Annotated in this window: 14 protein-coding genes and 1 pseudogene; 10 read left to right on the top strand and 5 right to left on the bottom strand. The window is 66.7% G+C overall.

The window, feature by feature from the left end; all coding sequences use genetic code 11:
- The first annotated feature begins 99 nt into the window (after positions 1 to 99).
- From HWX62_RS04570 to HWX62_RS04550, 5 genes are all read left to right on the top strand, one after another.
- Entirely contained in the window at positions 100 to 1,458 is a 1,359-nt protein-coding gene (locus HWX62_RS04570) for an NAD(P)/FAD-dependent oxidoreductase (RefSeq protein ID WP_175930338.1), read from the top strand.
- Positions 1,459 to 1,783: 325 nt separating this feature from the next.
- Positions 1,784 to 2,218 carry a phosphatase gene (locus HWX62_RS04565; RefSeq protein ID WP_175930339.1) on the top strand — a complete coding sequence of 145 codons (435 nt, stop codon included), beginning with the start codon at positions 1,784 to 1,786 and terminating at the stop codon, positions 2,216 to 2,218.
- Between the two features lie 182 nt (positions 2,219 to 2,400).
- A complete protein-coding gene (locus HWX62_RS04560) occupies positions 2,401 to 4,026 on the top strand; it encodes a histidine-type phosphatase (protein ID WP_175930340.1) in 1,626 nt (541 codons plus the stop codon).
- A gap of 277 nt (positions 4,027 to 4,303) precedes the next feature.
- Positions 4,304 to 4,603, top strand: a complete 300-nt coding sequence (locus tag HWX62_RS04555) for a hypothetical protein (RefSeq protein ID WP_175930341.1) — start codon at positions 4,304 to 4,306, stop codon at positions 4,601 to 4,603.
- Between the two features lie 502 nt (positions 4,604 to 5,105).
- Positions 5,106 to 6,710: an EAL domain-containing protein gene (locus HWX62_RS04550; protein WP_175930342.1), complete on the top strand. Its 1,605-nt coding sequence runs from the start codon at positions 5,106 to 5,108 to the stop codon at positions 6,708 to 6,710.
- An 18-nt stretch (positions 6,711 to 6,728) separates the two neighbouring features.
- On the opposite strand, the gene HWX62_RS04545 is transcribed toward HWX62_RS04550, so the two are convergent.
- Both HWX62_RS04545 and HWX62_RS32985 read right to left on the bottom strand, forming a co-directional pair.
- Positions 6,729 to 7,109 carry a hypothetical protein gene (locus HWX62_RS04545; protein ID WP_175930343.1) on the bottom strand — a complete coding sequence of 127 codons (381 nt, stop codon included), beginning with the start codon at positions 7,107 to 7,109 and terminating at the stop codon, positions 6,729 to 6,731.
- 46 nt (positions 7,110 to 7,155) lie between these two features.
- Positions 7,156 to 7,284: pseudogene (locus HWX62_RS32985) on the bottom strand (DNA-binding transcriptional regulator KdgR); the annotation flags it as partial.
- Positions 7,285 to 7,394: 110 nt separating this feature from the next.
- On the opposite strand from HWX62_RS32985, the gene kdgT reads away from it, so the two are divergent.
- Entirely contained in the window at positions 7,395 to 8,414 is a 1,020-nt protein-coding gene (kdgT, locus tag HWX62_RS04540; protein ID WP_175930344.1) for a 2-keto-3-deoxygluconate transporter, read from the top strand.
- 174 nt (positions 8,415 to 8,588) lie between these two features.
- Here the strand turns inward: kdgT and HWX62_RS04535 are convergent, their stop codons facing one another.
- Entirely contained in the window at positions 8,589 to 8,963 is a 375-nt protein-coding gene (locus HWX62_RS04535) for a nuclear transport factor 2 family protein (protein ID WP_175930345.1), read from the bottom strand.
- Positions 8,964 to 9,065: 102 nt separating this feature from the next.
- Here HWX62_RS04535 and HWX62_RS04530 point away from each other — a divergent pair, with 102 nt between their 5' ends.
- The 4 genes from HWX62_RS04530 (at position 9,066) to HWX62_RS04515 (ending at position 14,505) form a co-directional block, all read left to right on the top strand.
- Positions 9,066 to 10,046, top strand: coding sequence for a LysR family transcriptional regulator (locus HWX62_RS04530; protein WP_175930346.1), 981 nt, complete (start codon positions 9,066 to 9,068; stop codon positions 10,044 to 10,046).
- 184 nt (positions 10,047 to 10,230) lie between these two features.
- The gene (locus tag HWX62_RS04525; protein WP_175930347.1) at positions 10,231 to 12,615 is read left to right on the top strand and encodes a DNA polymerase II; all 2,385 of its coding nucleotides are present in this window, start codon (positions 10,231 to 10,233) and stop codon (positions 12,613 to 12,615) included.
- Between the two features lie 331 nt (positions 12,616 to 12,946).
- The gene (locus HWX62_RS04520; RefSeq protein ID WP_175930348.1) at positions 12,947 to 13,270 is read left to right on the top strand and encodes a DUF4148 domain-containing protein; all 324 of its coding nucleotides are present in this window, start codon (positions 12,947 to 12,949) and stop codon (positions 13,268 to 13,270) included.
- 107 nt (positions 13,271 to 13,377) lie between these two features.
- The gene (locus HWX62_RS04515; RefSeq protein ID WP_175930349.1) at positions 13,378 to 14,505 is read left to right on the top strand and encodes a J domain-containing protein; all 1,128 of its coding nucleotides are present in this window, start codon (positions 13,378 to 13,380) and stop codon (positions 14,503 to 14,505) included.
- Between the two features lie 46 nt (positions 14,506 to 14,551).
- Here the strand turns inward: HWX62_RS04515 and HWX62_RS04510 are convergent, their stop codons facing one another.
- Positions 14,552 to 15,457, bottom strand: a complete 906-nt coding sequence (locus HWX62_RS04510; protein WP_175930350.1) for a LysR family transcriptional regulator — start codon at positions 15,455 to 15,457, stop codon at positions 14,552 to 14,554.
- Positions 15,458 to 15,518: 61 nt separating this feature from the next.
- Positions 15,519 to 16,763, bottom strand: a complete 1,245-nt coding sequence (locus HWX62_RS04505; RefSeq protein ID WP_175930351.1) for an acyl-CoA dehydrogenase family protein — start codon at positions 16,761 to 16,763, stop codon at positions 15,519 to 15,521.
- Positions 16,764 to 16,789: the final 26 nt, after the last annotated feature.

The raw sequence follows: 16,789 nt of genomic DNA, 5'->3' as shown, positions 1-16,789 counted from the left end.
TGAGTCGCTTATAAACATTAAATTGTTCGAGTGGGTTCGAAACTATATCGTCGGTTCTTGAGCAATGTCATCCGAATCGTCATTCAGCGGGAGCCCAACATGGACAACATCACGCCCAACCTGGCAACGGAGCGCGCAGCGCGCGTGCCGCGCATCGTGATCGTCGGCGGCGGCGCAGGCGGCCTGCAGCTCGCGACGCGTCTCGGCGATACGGTCGGACGCCGCGGGCAGGCCGAAATCGTGCTCGTCGACCGCTATCCGACACATTTCTGGAAGCCGCTGCTGCATGAAGCCGCGTCGGGCCATCGCGATCCGGCCTCGCATACGATCGAATACGCGGCGCAGGCGAAGCGCCACGGCTTCCGTTTCGTGCAGGGCGCGCTGCAGCGGGTCGACCGCGCGGCACGCACGGCGACGATCGCGGCCGTGCTCGATGCGGACGGCACGGAAATCCTGCCGCAGCGCATGCTCGACTATGACGATCTCGTGCTGGCGGTCGGCAGCGTGACGAACTTCTTCAACGTGCCGGGCGCCGAGCGTCATGCGCTGCCGCTCGAAAACCTCGACCAGGCCGAGGATTTCCGCCGCAAGTTCCTGGCAGCGTGCACGAAGGCGAATCACCGGGCCGAGCAGCAGCCCGCGCGGCGCGCGGCGCCGATCTGCATCAACGTGATCGGTGCGGGCGCGACGGGTGTCGAGCTGGCCGCCGCGCTGCGGCACGCCGTCCAGCAACTGACGACGTACCGCTTCAAGGCGCTGGTGTCCGCGCGCGACGTGCACATCCGGCTGATCGAAGGCGGCCCGCGCATCCTGCCCGCGCTCGACGAGCGGCTGTCCGGCAAGATGCACGCGCAGCTTCGCGCGCTGAACGTCGACGTGCTGACCGATACGCGCGTGGCGGAAGTCGGCGCGGATGCCGTGGCGACCGTGACCGGCGAACGCCTCGCGAGCGACATCACGATCTGGGCGGCCGGCGTCGCGGGCCCCGCGATGCTGCGGGACATCGGCGACATCGCGCTCAACCGCTCGAACCAGGTGATCGTGACCGACACGCTGCAGACGCCCGACGATCCGCACGTGTACGCGTTCGGCGACTGCGCCGCGTGCCCGTCGGCCACTGCGGGCGGATTCCTGCCGCCGCGCGCGCAGGTCGCGCACCAGCAGGCCGTGTATCTGGTCAACGCCTTCGCGCGCCGCGTCGCCGGCAAGCCGGTGGCCGGCTTCACGTTCCGCGATGCGGGCACCGTCGTGTCGCTCGGGCATGCGGGCGCCGTGTACCAGGCGGACATCGGCGGGCGCTCGCGCTCGCTGATCGTCGACGGGCTGGCGGCGATCGGGCTGTACAAGCTTCTGTATCGCAAGCACCTGTTCAGCGTCGTCGGCATGAAGCGCGCGCTGTTCCAGTCGCTGAGCCACTGGCTGCAAAGCCGTAACCAGCCGTCGATCAAGTTGCACTGAGCGACGACTCGCACGCGGTATCGCGACACGGCATCTCGGAGCGGCCATCGCTCGATATGCCGTTTTTTTATATGCGTATGCGCGATGCCTCGGGAATGTGCGCCACGCTGGTGCATCAGATTGAAGACCGTCGATACGATGCCGTTCGCGCGGCGCATGCCGCACGACACGCATCCCGCGCCCGCTCTGGCTCGCCGCGCCAATCATTAGTCAAATCGTATGGGTCGGCTAAAAATATTAATTGGTTGTGTTTTCCGGATCGACGCTAAGGTGTGGGGCATTCCCGTCGGCGAACGGATCATCACGTTTCTGAAAAGGAATCACCGTGGTCATCGAAGCCATCGTCACCCGTCTCGACGCAGCATTCGCCCAGATCGAAGCAACACCGGATTCCCGCGAATCGCGCCATCAGCGCGACGCGATCATCCAGTGGCTCGATCGCGCATCGGAAGAAGGATATCGACTCGGTCTCGTCACGACGCTGCCGGCCGCGCGGCTCAGCGACATGTTCGAAGGCCAGTTCGGCCGTGCGAACCTCGACCGCTTCTCGGTCGTCGTCACCGATGCCGATCAGCAGGACTCCCGATCGAACCAGCATCCGTTCGATGTCGCGCTGCAGGCGCTCGGCGTGCCGCCGGAGCGCGCGGTCGGGATCGCGAGCAGCGAACCGGAACGCCGCGAAGCCGAACATTTCGGGCTGTCGCGCTGTGTGAACATCACCGATTCGGTGCGCTCGATCGCATCGGCCGGGCTGCACTGAACGCCTGCACACGGGCCGGCCGCGGCTCGTCATCCCCATCGGTCCGGCGGCAATCCGACGATTGCCCGACCGCACCCTGACATTCTGCTGTCAAAGTCGCTTGCAACACTTCGGGGCTCGACCACCTTCCCCCGAAGACGGGACGACGCGCGTGCGTATCGTCCCGTCCGCTGCCCGCCACGATGACACGCCCGACCCGCACCGCCGCCGCCGTTACGATTGCCTGCCTGTTGCTCGCTGCTTGCGGCGGGGACGACTTGACGCCGTCCGCCACGCCGGCCGACAACAGCGGCACGGCGCCCGCTCCGCAGCCTCAACCCACGCCGACGCCGCCCCCGGCACCCGCGGCCTACTACCAGACGAAGACGCCGTACCGCCCGCAGCAGGACGCCGCGACGTACGAAGCACCGCCGGCCGGCTACGCGCCGGTCTACACCGAACTCGTCGCGCGTCACGGCTCGCGCGGACTGTCGGGCTTCAAGTACGACGGCGCGATCTACGCGATGCTCGTCAGGGCCGAGGCCGACGGCGCGCTGACCGCGCTCGGCGCGCAACTCAAGGCCGACACGTACGCGATGATGAAGGCCAACGCGCTGCTCGGCTACGGCGTGCAGGGCATCTCGACACCCGGGTACGGCAACCTCACGCAAGCCGGCATCCGCGAACATCAGCAACTCGCCGCGCGTCTCGCGCAACGGCTGCCCGCGCTGTTCGCCACCGGCAACCGCCAGGTGGTCGTCGTCAACTCGGGCCAGGATCGCGCGGTCGACAGTTCCACGTATTTCTCGGCGGCGCTCGTCGCCGCGCAGCCGGCACTGGCACCGGCCATCACGCTGCCAGCCGCGCCATCCGGCTATCCGACGGGTGCGCCGGTCGCGCAACCGGCCGGCACCGATCGCTTCCTGCTGTATTTCCATTCGCTGAAGCCGGCCACCGATCTCGTGACCGACACGAGCGATCCATACTACGCGACCTATCAGGCGAGCCAGGCGTACCAGGCCTACGCGAACGACGCGGCGGTGGCCGCGAAGCTGAAGGCGATCAAGGCCGCGCCGCAGGCAGCCGACGTCGCGCAAACGGTGCTGTCCGCCCTCGTGTCGCCGGCTTTCATCGCGAAGCTCGGCTCCGACGGCTATACGTTCGCGAACACCGGCACCTATGCGTTCACGTCGACGGACGGCAAGTTCACCAACACGCTGAAAGGCGACGGCAAGACGAAGATCGCGACGGCCGTCGATGCGGTGAACGTGCTGTACAACCTGCTGCAGGTGGCGCCGGCCATGACCGCGGAAACAGGCGGCGTCACGATGGAGAAGTACATCGGCGCGGAGCAGGCGCAGTACCTTGCGTACCTGCAGGATGCCGAGGACTACTACCAGAAGGGGCCCGGCATCCTGGAAGCGAACCCCGTGACGTACCGGATGGCGAAGGTGCTGCAGGACGATTTCTTCGGCGAAGTCGACGCGATCGCGCGCGGCGACCTGACGCACGCCGCGAAGCTGCGCTTCACGCATGCGGAGATCGTGATTCCGTTCGCGTCGATCATGAACCTGAAGAACGTGTTCGTGCCGACGCCGCAGGCGCAGACCTACACGTATGCGAACAACCCGTGGCGCGGCGAGCAGGTATCGCCGATGGCCGCGAACATGCAGTGGGACGTCTATCGCAACGGGTCGCGGCTCATCGTGAAGATGCTGTACAACGAGCGCGAGACGGATTTCCAGGCCGCGTGCGACGGCGCGAAGATCGCGCCGGGCAGCCACTTCTACGACTACGCGGGGCTGAAGCAGTGTTACGGATATCGGTGACGTGATGCGGCGAGGCCATCTGGCCGGACGCGCGTTGAAACCAGGACGGAACAGACCGCCCTGACTTCTTCATGCGCGCCGCGGCTCGCCAACCTTCGCGTACATCGTTCCGCAGTGGCACCCGATGCATGAGCACCGCGCGACGGGCGGCCGCCGGTGCGGGCGGTCGGCGTCGCACGCGACCGAGCGATCATCTTTTCGGGCAACCGACACGCATCTCGCACGGGAGAACTCGCATCGGCTCGCATGGTCGAACGAGCATCATCGGAGAACCCTCATGAAACGCGTTGCCCTTGTCGCTACCCTCGCCCTGTTTGCCGCCATCGACGTGCCGGCAATCGCCGGTACGCCCTCCGACGCCGTCGCGCCGGCTCCGGCATACGCGAAAAATTGCGTGCCGTCGCGAGAGGCCGCGCCAGGCGCCCGTTCGCCGTCCGGCGCGCCGCCGATCCGCGTCTGCGTCGGCGATTCCGACACGCAGCTGAACCTGCCGTGGTTCCTGACCGATGTCCTCACAGCCGTGGACACGCACCAGTCCCCGAGCGGCCTGTTCCACAAGATGCGCAACGATTTCTGAAGCACCCCCCGCACGTTCGACAGCACGCCGCAGCAGCGCCATCGGTCACGATGACCGCAGGCGCAGTATTTTTTTCCATCTCAAAGCGCGTGCTCGACACCTGGCGGCCGACCACCGAAAGCGGGCCGCATGAAAATGTTTCTTTTTGAGACACAATCACGAAATCGCATCAATTTTTCGTCAACAATATTTCGTAATAGCGCGCCGCATCATATACTTTCCGCGCACCATCCTCGTGCCAAGAAGACGGTGTCTTTCGTCCCGGCCGCACACACTGTGCGGCCGGGACTTTTTTCGGTACGCTGCGTCGATATACATGCGCAATGCACGCATGTTACTGAGGAATGCTGCCAGATGAATGGCCGATCGCGACAGGCTGAACCGATGCCGTCGCGCGGGCCGAATCGATCGGCGTCCTGAACCGCCGCGCGGGCCGCATGGTCCGATTCGGGCATGTGGCATGCGCGCCGCCGGCGCATCGACCGGTTCGACTTGCCACGCCATGCGAACAACACCAAAGGCCACCGCGGGAATGCGGGCGCTCACGCCCGGCTCGAAGCTCCTGTTCCACCGCAGCGGCGCGTGGCCACGCGTCGTCTTTTTCGCCGCCGTGATCATTTGCGTGCTCGTGCCCGTGTTCGCGCTCGTGCTGGCCGACCGCTATGCACGCGATGCCGTCACCGCGCACGAGCGCGTCGCGGCAAAGGACATCGTGACTTCCGTGGATCGCATTCTCGACGGCGTGCGCGTTCGACACGTGGACGAACTGAACGCGCTCGTCGGACGCCCCTGCGCGACGGTGTTCCGGACACTCGCCCAAGTGGGCACTCACCTGCGCTATCTGCGTGCGGTCGGGCTCGTGAACGACGGCCGTCTGATGTGCTCGTCGGCGCTCGGTTCGATCGACCTGCCGCTCGCGGCGTATGCGCGCGAGCCCGAACCGGGCGCGATGACCGTCGCGCTGCTGCGCCAGACGCCGTTCCAGCAAGGGATTCCGGTGCTGTCCGTATTCCGCGCCACCGCGCGCGGCACGGGCGTCCTGTACCTGATCGAAGGCGACTACGTGGCCGACGCGCTGGCCCACGGCACCGGCCACGGGGCGGAAACGGCCACGCTGTCGATCGCGGGCTCGGGCCGCCTCGATCAGCACGGAAAATTCACGCCGGAAACAGACGCCGCCCCCGCGGGCGGCAGCTCGATTGCTTCGCAGCGCTGGCCGTTCACGGTGTCGGTCATCGCGTCGGCGCGCTACGCGTCACAGGTCCGGCGCCACTACCGGCTGATCTGCGCGACGATCGTGCTGCTGGCCGACAGCCTCGTGATGGCCGCCTACCTGCTCGCGATGGCGCCGCGGCGGCTGTTGCTGAAGGCCGTGCGCCACGCGCTCAGGCGCCGCGAGTTCCACGTCGAGTACCAGCCGATCGTCGACGTGCAGACGCGCAGGACGGTCGGTGTCGAAGCGCTGCTGCGCTGGCACCATCCGAAGTGGGGAGCCATCAGTCCTGCCGTGTTCATCCCGCAGGTGGAATCGAGCACCGTGCTGCCGAAGATCACCGAATTCGTGCTGCGCACGGCGGTGTCCGAACTGACCGCGCTGACGCCGTCCGCGCCGTTGCGCATCGCCGTCAACGTTGCGCCGCAGGATCTGGAGCGCGCGCGGTTCGTGACCGTCGTCGAGGAAGCCATCCGCGCGCTGCCGCCCGGCTTCACGCTGGTGCTCGAAGTCACCGAGCGCATCCTGCTCGAGAAGAACGCGCGCACCACCGAGATCTTCCACGCACTGCGATCGAGAGGCGCGAAGTTCGCAATCGACGATTTCGGCACGCATCACAGCAACCTCGACATGCTGTCGCGCTTTCCGTTCGACTACGTGAAGATCGATCGACAGTTCATCTCGCAACTGGACAGCGGCAGCGCGAGGCTGATCGAGGGGATCGCGGCCGTCGCGCATCATTACGGCATGAAGATCATCGCGGAAGGCGTGGAGACCGAAGCGCAGCACCGCGCGCTGCATGCGGTCGGGATCCAGTACGCGCAAGGCTACCTGTATCAGCGGCCGTCGCGCGCGGCGCACCTGCGGCGCGATTTCGCCTGGGCGACCGCGTAGCGGCGCCGTGCGCGGCGACTACTGCCCGCCGTATCGACCGTCGAGGCGCACGCGGCCCTGCTCGACCCATCCCTGGAAGTCGTCGCCGGTCTTGTCGTTCACGTACATGATGCTGTACCAGCGCCCGTGCGACTTGTAGACGGTCACCGAATCGCCCGGAATGATGAAAGTCCGCTTCGTCATGCACTGCGCATCGGGCGCCGAGTAGAAATACGCGCGGCCCGTGCCGACGACCGTGCCGGACGCCGGCGGCCGGAAGTTGTCGTCGGGGCCGTTCGTGGCCGCATCGAGCTTGCCGCAATCGACCGCGCTCCCGGCGTGCGCGCCGTTCGCGCCCAGGCTCGCGCCGAGCACCAGTATCGCGATGCCCATGCGCATCGTCATTTTCGTCTTCGTCATTCGCGCTCTCCGCCGTATCGTTTTTCCGGTTTGCCGCTTCGACGCCGGCCGCTTCCGGATGATGCCCGAGCCGCGCGGAAATTGCCTGCCCGGCTTCAATCGGCCACGCGGCGTAATGCGCCTTCGTGTCCGCGCCGCGCTGCATCGTCGGAAACGACATCGACAATCCCGCGATACGACCACCGTCGACGTTCACAAAAACGGACCCGTGTTCCGAATCATGTCCTATAGTCAGTCAGCAGACATCATTCGACAACGGGACGCATCGACGTCCACGGAGGAGACGTGAAGCTGAAACAGGCCATCGACCGCATTCCTGGCGGGCTCATGCTGGTCCCGATGCTGCTGGGCGCGTGCGTGCATACGTTCGCCCCGAACGCCGGGAAGTACTTCGGCTCGTTCACCAACGGCCTGATCGCCGGCACGGTGCCGATCCTCGCCGTCTGGTTCTTCTGCATGGGCGCGACGATCAACCTGCACGCGACCGGTGTCGTGCTGCGCAAATCGGGCACGCTGCTCGTGACGAAGATCGTGGTCGCGTGGCTCGCGACGATGATCGCCGCGCGGTTCATCCCCGACGACGGCATCCGCACGGGCCTGTTCGCGGGCTTGTCGCTGCTCGCGATCACGACGTCGATGGACATGACCAACGGCGGCCTCTATGCGGCCGTGATGCAGCAGTACGGCAGCAAGGAAGAGGCCGGCGCGTTCGTGCTGATGTCGATCGAATCGGGGCCGCTCGTCAGCATGCTGATTCTCGGCGCGGCCGGCGTCGCGGTGTTCGAGACGCGGCTCTTCGTCGGCGCGGTGCTGCCGTTCCTGATCGGCTTCACGCTCGGCAACCTCGATGTGGAACTGCGCGAGCTGTTCGGCCGCTGCGTGCATCCGCTGATTCCATTCTTCGGCTTCGCGCTCGGCAACGGCATCGATCTCAACGTGATCGCGAAGAGCGGGTTGCCGGGTATCGCGCTCGGGCTCGCGGTGATCGTCGTAACCGGCGTGCCGCTGATGCTGGCCGACAGGTTGCTGGGCGGCGGCAACGGCACCGCCGGGCTCGCCGCATCGTCGACGGCCGGCGCCGCGGTCGCGAACCCGGCGATCATCGGCGAGATGATTCCGAAGTTCAAACCGATGGTGCCGGCGGCGACGGCGATCGTCGCGACCGCGTGCCTGCTGACGGCGATTCTCGTGCCGATTCTGACGGCGATGTGGGCGAAGCGGGCGGTCAGGATGTCAGGGGTGCCGGCGAGGGTCGCGGCGCAGGTCGGCAACGCCGGAGCGATCGAGCATGAGGGGCATGTTTGAGGGGAGCGGGATCGCGTCCGGCCTCAGACAGCCGCTTCAAGTCAGTCCATGTCCAGCAGCGTAAAAAACCCGCGAAATCGACGAATTTCCCGGGTTTTTTGTTCTCGGTGACGGCGCGCACACTGTCGCGCGCTGACGCATCCGGCCGCCGATGCGCATCTGCCGCGCCGCACTTCAGTCGAACGTACGCACGATGGCGGACGCCTTGGTTGCGATCGACCAGCGCCCCTCTTCCTGATGCATGACGAAGTGATCGTGGAACAGCCTGTTGCCGATCCGCACCCGTACCGTCGCTGTCGAAAGGCCGTCCGAGACATGCTCCATCGACAGGATCGCCTCGTCTCTGGGCGCGCCGGTCGACCGAGGACTGGGCCTCCCGTTGATGAGCGTTGCATACTCGTGCGCCGACAAGGTGCGCAACCGGCCTTCATCCAGCCACTGAATCCGGCAGCTCGGGTGAAAGACCGTGTTGAAGTCACGGCTCTTCGGCTCGTAAGCCAAATTGAAGTAGTCGTCGATCAACGCGACGACGGCCTGGGTCTGGGTCATGGCTGCTTTCCTCGATGGTGAACGGCTCGTATAGTGAGCGATCGCCCCCGCCGTCGGCTACGGCGACCCGGTTATCGCTGCCATTACAGGAACACATGGATCATGGAAGACCTCGATGGAGGACTGGTCAGCGGCTTGCTCGTCCTGGCGGCCCTGGCCGAATCCGGAAGCTTCGGTCGCACGGCATCTCGGCTGGGCAAGACCCAGCCTGCGGTCAGTCGCGCCATCCAGCGACTGGAGGACCGCCTGCGTGCGAAGCTCGTGCATCGCACCAGCCGACACGTCGAAGTAACCGACGCGGGCCATGCGTTGTTGTCGAAGGTACTGCCGTTACTCCAGGGGATCGAAGAGGCGACTGCCGACGCCTCCGGCCAGCGCTCGATCGTCAACGGAACGCTCCGTGTGGCGTGCGATGCCGCATTCTCCCGCCTCGTGCTCGCGCCGCAGCTGGCCCAGTTCATGAAGGATCATCCCGCGCTTCACCTGAAGCTGGAGACCCGGAACAACCTCTCGGACCTGGTCAGCGACGGATTCGATCTCGCCATCCGGTTCGGACCGCCGTCCCGTTCGTCCCTCGTCTGTCGCAGGCTGTACAGCCCACGGGTACTGACCGTGGCCGCGCCGTCCTACCTCGCGCAACGCGGTCGGCCAAGGTCGCCGCAGGATCTGGTCGACGATGGCCACGAATGCATCCTGGCCCTCGACCCGGCGACCGACAGACCGTTCGACTGGGAGTTCTGGCGTGGTGACGAGAAAGTGAAAGTGGCCGTCGGCGGCAACCTGACCGTCACGGACGCGGGAACCAAGATCGGCGCCTGTCTCGCCGGGTTCGGGATCGCCCAGGTGATCGACCTCGGAATCGACACGCACCTGCGTGCGGGCACGCTGGAGCCGGTTCTGACGGACTGGCCCGACGAGACGTTCCCGCTCTATGTCTACTATCCGAGTCGAAACCACGTTCCGGCCAAGGTCCGAGCGTTCATCGACTTCGTCGTCGGCATGATGCCCAGGCTCCAGTCGAACGGTGACGGCGCCGGCCGGCGGTCGCCATCAATCGTGCACGAAACGCTGCATCGCGCGTAGCCGCCTCGTTGCGTCGTGCGCGTGACCGTCCGCGCCGGCCGTCGTCGCCATGCCCTCGGGTCCATGGCGCGGCCCGCACATCGTCGGACGACTTCCTGCCGCCTGTTGCCAGGCGTCCTCGCCGGCACGGCCGCCATTCAAGCGCTAAAATCCGCCGCCTGGGCATCCACGACGAGCAAGCGTTTTGACGGCGTTCGAGCAGGGCTTCATCCTTACCCGCCACTGGCGGGACACCGCATCCGGCATCGAGATCGAGTTCTGGCTGGCAACCGAACACGGTCCGCGCCGCGTGCGGTTGCGCCCGCAGGAAGCCGTCGCGTTCGTCCCGGCCGAGCAGCAGGCGCTCGCCGAACGCACGCTGGCCGGCGAGCGCGACGCCGAGTTGCGCCCGCTCGCGCTGCGCGACTTCCGGCAGCGCCCGGTCGTCGGCCTCTATTGCAAGCGCTACCGCCATCTGTCCGGGCTCCAGAAGCGCCTGGCCGCCGCCGGCGTCGACGTCTACGAGGCCGACGTGCAGCCGCCCGACCGCTACGCGATGGAGCGCTTCATCACCGCGTGCGTGCAGTTTCGCGGCCAGCCCGGCCGCGACGGCACGCTGACCGGCGGCGAGCTGAAGCCCGCAACCGGTTACCGCCCGGCGCTGCGCTGCGTGTCGCTCGACATCGAAACCAGCATCCACGGCGAGCTGTACTCGATCGCGCTCGAAGGCTGCGGGCAGCGCCAGGTCTTCATGCTCGGCCCGCCGAACGGCGACGCAAGCGGCAGCGCAGGCACGCTGGACTTCGAGCTCGACTACTGCGACAGCCGCCCCGCGATGCTTGCGCGGCTGAACGACTGGTTCGACGAGCACGACCCCGATGCGGTGATCGGCTGGAACCTCGTGCAGTTCGACCTGCGCATCCTGCATGCCCATTCCGAGCAGTACGGTATCCCGCTGAAGCTCGGCCGCGGCGGCAGCGTGCTCGACTGGCGCGCGCACGGCCAGCAGCCCGACCACTTTTTCGCGGGCGCGGCCGGCCGGCTGATCCTCGACGGTATCGACATGCTGAAATCCGCGACGTGGACGTTCCCGTCGTTCAGCCTCGAATACGTGTCGCAGTCGTTGCTCGGGGAAGGCAAGTCGATCGACAACCCGTACCAGCGGATGGACGAGATCCAGCGCCGCTTCGATCACGACAAGCCCGCGCTCGCACGCTACAACCTGAAGGATTGCGAACTCGTCACGCGCATCTTCGACAAGGCCGACCTGCTGTCCTTCGCGCTGGAACGCGCGAGCGTCACGGGCCTCGCGGCCGATCGCACCGGCGGCTCGGTCGCGGCGTTCACGCACCTGTACCTGCCGCGCATGCACCGGCTCGGCTACGTCGCGCCGAACCTCGGCGACGTGACGGGGCAGAACAGCCCCGGCGGTTTCGTGATGGATTCGCGCCCCGGCCTGTACGACTCGGTGCTCGTGTTCGACTACAAGAGCCTCTATCCGTCGATCATCCGCACGTTCCTGATCGATCCGGTCGGCCTGATCGAGCGGCTCGCGCACCCCGGCGACGACGCATCGGTGCCCGGTTTTCTCGGTGCGCGATTCTCGCGCACCGCGCACTGCCTGCCCGACATCGTGCGCCGCGTGTGGGAAGGCCGCGACGACGCGAAGCGGCAGCGCAACGCGCCGCTGTCGCAGGCGCTGAAGATCATCATGAACTCGTTCTACGGCGTGCTCGGCTCGACGGGCTGCCGCTTCTTCGACCCGCGCCTCGCGTCGTCGATCACGATGCGCGGCCACGAGATCATGCATCGCACGCGCAAACTGATCGAAGCTCAGGGTTACGAAGTGATTTACGGCGATACCGATTCGACGTTCGTGTGGCTCGGCCGCGCGCACGACGACGACGCAGCCGGCGCCAAGGGCCGCGCGCTGGTCGAGCACGTGAACCACTGGTGGCGTACCCACCTGCGCGAACAGTACGGGCTCGACAGCGCGCTGGAACTGCAATACGAGCGGCATTACCGCCGCTTCCTGATGCCGACCGTGCGCGGCGCGGAAGAAGGCAGCAAGAAGCGCTATGCGGGCCTCGCGGCAACCGCCGACGGCGGCGAGGATCTCGTGTTCAAGGGGCTCGAAACGGTGCGCACCGACTGGACGCCGCTCGCGCAACAGTTCCAGCGCGAGTTGTACCGGCGCGTGTTCAGGCGCGAACCGTACCGGGATTTCGTTCGCGACTACGTGCGGCGCACGCTGGCCGGTGAATTCGACGACCAGCTCATCTACCGCAAACGCGTGCGCCGGCCGCTGCGCGAATACGAGCGCAACGTGCCGCCGCACGTGCGCGCGGCGCGCATCGCCGACGAATTCAACCACGCGCAGGGCCGGCCGCTGCAGTACCAGCGCGGCGGCTGGATCAGCTACGTGATGACGACCGCCGGCCCCGAGCCGCTCGAAACGATGCGCTCGCCGATCGACTATGCGTTCTACCTGAGCCGCCAGCTTCAGCCCGTCGCCGACGCGATCCTGCCGTTCCTGCGCGACGATTTCGAACGCGTGATCTCCGGGCAGGGGCAGTTGTTCGGCGACTGACGGGCCACCCTCCGGCCCGACCCGGTTGCGCATGCAACCGATTCGTTTCACGCAACGCAATGCAACGCATGTCGACCGTGGGTCTGTCGATCGACCGCCGCCGTGCTCGCCGCACCGCGCGCATCGGGAACGGTCGATGCGAGAGGCACCGTCGCGGCCATTGCCGATGCGCGATCGCAGCGGCATGCGCGTTGCTCACACTCTCGCGCATTCTGGAACACAGCTCGCCAGGAATCGCCGTTTATCCGCCCGTTCCGGGTTCCTAAACTTGCTCCATCGGTCCGGCCGGCCGCCATTGCGCCGAACCGCAACGCAACCGTCAGAGGAAATCGTGAAATCGATCATCGTTACCATCGCCAGCGTCACCGCGACCGCCACCGCGCTACTCGCCGCACCGGCTCTGTCGTACGCGCAGTCGTCGCACTCGACGCTCACCCGTGCACAAGTGCGCCAGGAACTGCTCGACCTCGAATCGGTCGGCTACAACCCGTCGATCGGCGACGGGGACAGCTATCCGGACGACATCGTCGCCGCGCAGGAACGCCTGGCCGCGAAGCGCCTCGCCGAACACGGGAACGCCGAAGCCGGCTACGGGCCGAACGGCGCACCGGGCTCGGATGCCGGCGCACCGGCATCGACGGGCGTCACGCGCTGACGCGCCGCCCACCGCCGCGGGGAAGCCTCCCTTGCGCGCCGCCCCGCGGGCATGCGGCTAAAATACCGGCCTGCCGCGCGTCCCGCCGCGGCCGGAGGACATTCATCATGACCGCACGTCGCGGTGCCGCGGTCGCCATCGCACCCGGCCACGAGACAGCCAGCCTGTCGAAAGCCCAGCAAACGTTCAATACGCTCGTCAAGCAAATCGAAGCGCGACGCGAGCGGCTCGGCGCGTGGGAAGCCGCGATGCCGGCGTTCCAGAAGAAGTTCGTCGACGGCCTGTTGCCGCTCGAACAGGCGGCGACGACGCTGCGCATCCGGCTGATCCATCTGCTCGACGACGCGTTCCTGCGGAAGGGCCTGAGCAAGGCCGAGCAGCGCACGCTGTCCGACCTGATCGCCGACATGGCGCGCGACTTGCTCGACGTCAGCGACGACGCGGCGTTGAAAATCATCTACAACCGGCACTGCACATCCGGCGACGACGACCACGCAGCGGCGGCCCCCGCACGGACGAAGCCGGAACCCGAACCCCATTCCGCCGCCGAACCGCCGGACGATCTCGACTCGCTGTCGCCCGACGAACTCGCCGAACGCATGCAGGCCGAACTCGACGCCCAGTTCGAGCGCGACATGGCCGCCCACGCGGCCCGCGAGGCGCAGCGCGCGAAGCGCAAGAAAGCACCGAAGCAATCGGCCGCTCAGGCCCGGATCGAAGCCGAGCGGGCCGAGTCGAGCAAATCGATCCGCGAGATCTATCGCAAGCTCGCGAGCGCGTTGCATCCCGATCGCGAAACCGATCCGCACGAGCAGCAACGCAAGACCGTGCTGATGCAGCGGGTCAACCGCGCGTACGAGAAGGGCAACCTGCTGCAACTGCTCGAACTGCAGCTGGAAATCGAACAGATCGATCGCCGTGCGATCGACGGCCTCGGCGAGGCACGGCTCGCGCGCTACAACGGCATCCTGGAGGAACAACTGCGCGAACTCGATCGGGAGATCGTGCACGTCGAGAACGACTTCAGGCGGACGTACGGGATCGCGTCGTCCACCAAGATCGCACCCGATACCGTGATGCGCATGCTCGCGCGCGACATTGCCGGCATGCAGCGGAGCAACCAGGACCTGACCGTCGCGCTGCGCGAATTCGAGGATCCGGATCAGGTCAGGAACTGGTTGAAGGACATGAAACGCCGGCCGGCGGCGTCGCGCTTCGCAGACGATTCGTATTGAACCGGCTGGTGCCGGAAGGAACGTGGCGACGCGCACACCCCGCTCATCACCACACCTCGCCGATCCCGCCCATCAACGTCATCAACTGCTCGCGCAGCCACTGGCTGCCCTGATCCTGATCGGCGCTGCGATGCCAGTAGCAGAAGTAGTCGAGCCCCGGCATCTCGAACGGCAACGCCAGAATCCGCGCCGGATAACGCCGCAGCAGCCGCAGCGGCGCCGTCAGCACGAGATCGCTGCGCATCGCGATCAGCGGCGCGACCATGTAGTGCTGCACGCGCATCTGGATGTTGCGGCGCAGCCCGAGCCGCGTCAGTTCGGCGTCGACGTGCCCGCTGCCCTTGCGGCGGCTCGACACGTGGATGTGGCCCATCGACAGGTAGTCGTCCATGGTCAACGTGTCGCCCTTGAACGGGTGGTCGTCGCGGATCATGCACGCGTAGCGGTCCTGCACGAGCAACGCCTGGTGCAGATGCGGGTCGCCGATCAGCGGCGCGTCGATCGCGATGTCGACCGAGCCGTTCGCGAGCGCGGTCGCCACCTCGCGGCGGTCCATCGTGTAGCTGCGCACGTGCATGCCGGGCGCATGCGTCTGCAGCAGTTCGCCGAGCGCCGGCAGCAGCAGCGCCTCGGTCAGGTCGCTCATGCTCAACCGGAACACGCGCTCGGACGAAGCCGGATCGAACACGTCGCCCTCGTGCGCGCTCGAATCGAGCAGTTGCAACGCCTCGCGCACGCGGCCGACGATGTTCTCGGCCATCGGCGTCGGCATCATCCCGGCCGGCGTGCTGACGAACAGCGGATCGTTCAGCGTCTTGCGCAGCCGCGCCAGCGCGTTGCTGACGGCCGGCTGCGTGAGGTTCAGCACCTCGGCCGCGCGCGTCAGGTTGCGCTTGTTGTAGATCGCCTCGAATACGACGAACAGGTTCAGATCAATCTTCGAAAGGCGCATCGCCGGATCTCCTTGCCGAGATCTTACGGCGGGCGCCATTCGTTCGTCCACGTCGCCCCGCTCAGCCGCGCGGCGGCGGCGTCAGGTACGGCGCCGTCGCGCCGGGCTCGCCGTCCTTGATCTCCATCCGCGCGATCGCCTGCAGGTGCACCTCGTCCGGGCCGTCGGCGAAGCGCAGCGCGCGGCCCCACGTCCACAGGTCGGCGAGCGGCGTATCGGGGCTCAGGCCCGCCGCGCCGAACACCTGCATCGCGCGATCGCACACGTCCGTATAGACGGTCGGCACGAGCGCCTTGATCATCGAGATTTCCTTGCGCGCGGCCTTCGCGCCGACCTTGTCGATCATCCACGCGGCCTTCAGCACCAGCAGGCGCGCCTGGTCGATCTCGATGCGCGAGCGCGCGATCCATTCGCCGACGGTGCCGTGCCGGTTCAACGGTTTGCCGAACGCGACGCGCGACTGCGCGCGGTCGACCATCAGCTCCAGCGCCAGCTCGGCCGCGCCGATCGAACGCATGCAGTGGTGGATGCGGCCCGGCCCGAGCCGTGCCTGCGCGAGCGCGAATCCGCTGCCTTCCTCGCCGAGCAGGTTGCGCGCCGGCACGCGCACGTTGTCGAACGTGATTTCGCAGTGCCCTTCCGGCGCGTAGTGATTGACCACCGTGATGTTGCGCACGACCGTCACGCCCGGCGTGTCGCGCGGCACGAGGATCATGCTCTGCTGCCGGTGCGACTCGGCCTCGGGATCGGTCTTGCCCATCACGATGAAGATCCGGCAGTTCGGATGCGCGGCGTTCGTGATGAACCACTTGCGGCCGTTGATCACGTACTCGTCGCCCACGGGCTCGATGCGCGTCGTGATGTTGGTCGCGTCCGACGACGCGACGTCGGGCTCCGTCATCGCGAACGCCGAACGGATCTCGCCGCGCAAGAGCGGCAGCAGCCACTGTTCGCGCTGCTCCGGCGTCGCGAACATGTGCAGCAGCTCCATGTTGCCGGTGTCGGGCGCATTGCAGTTGAACACTTCCGACGCCCAGCTCACGCGGCCCATGATCTCGGCGAGCGGCGCGTATTCGAGGTTCGTCAGGCCCATGCCGGGCTCGTCGTCCTTCAGGTGCGGCAGGAACAGGTTCCACAGGCCTTCCGCCTTCGCGCGCTCCTTCAGCTCCTCCATGAACGACACCGGATAGTGCCCCGCGTGCACTTCTTCGTTCCATTGGCGGATGCGCGGCACGATGTGCGCATCCATGAACGCGCGCACGCGTTCGCGCAGCGCTTCCACTTTCGGGGTGTAGCCAAAGTCCATGATCGACTCCTCGAGATTCCGTTTCC

It is taken from the genome of Burkholderia sp. BCC0506 (assembly GCF_902833145.1).
In the GTDB taxonomy this organism is placed as follows: domain Bacteria; phylum Pseudomonadota; class Gammaproteobacteria; order Burkholderiales; family Burkholderiaceae; genus Burkholderia.
This window is presented reverse-complemented; position numbering and strand designations above follow the sequence as displayed.

Excerpts from the sequence above, each read along its gene's own strand:
- HWX62_RS04570 (WP_175930338.1), top strand. The coding sequence starts at position 100 with ATGGACAACATCACGCCCAACCTGGCAACGGAGCGCGCAGCGCGCGTG.
- HWX62_RS04560 (WP_175930340.1), top strand. The coding sequence starts at position 2,401 with ATGACACGCCCGACCCGCACCGCCGCCGCCGTTACGATTGCCTGCCTG.
- HWX62_RS04555 (WP_175930341.1), top strand. The coding sequence starts at position 4,304 with ATGAAACGCGTTGCCCTTGTCGCTACCCTCGCCCTGTTTGCCGCCATC.
- HWX62_RS04550 (WP_175930342.1), top strand. The coding sequence starts at position 5,106 with ATGCGAACAACACCAAAGGCCACCGCGGGAATGCGGGCGCTCACGCCC.
- HWX62_RS04545 (WP_175930343.1), bottom strand. The coding sequence starts at position 7,109 with ATGACGAAGACGAAAATGACGATGCGCATGGGCATCGCGATACTGGTG.
- HWX62_RS04535 (WP_175930345.1), bottom strand. The coding sequence starts at position 8,963 with ATGACCCAGACCCAGGCCGTCGTCGCGTTGATCGACGACTACTTCAAT.
- HWX62_RS04530 (WP_175930346.1), top strand. The coding sequence starts at position 9,066 with ATGGAAGACCTCGATGGAGGACTGGTCAGCGGCTTGCTCGTCCTGGCG.
- HWX62_RS04515 (WP_175930349.1), top strand. The coding sequence starts at position 13,378 with ATGACCGCACGTCGCGGTGCCGCGGTCGCCATCGCACCCGGCCACGAG.
- HWX62_RS04510 (WP_175930350.1), bottom strand. The coding sequence starts at position 15,457 with ATGCGCCTTTCGAAGATTGATCTGAACCTGTTCGTCGTATTCGAGGCG.
- HWX62_RS04505 (WP_175930351.1), bottom strand. The coding sequence starts at position 16,763 with ATGGACTTTGGCTACACCCCGAAAGTGGAAGCGCTGCGCGAACGCGTG.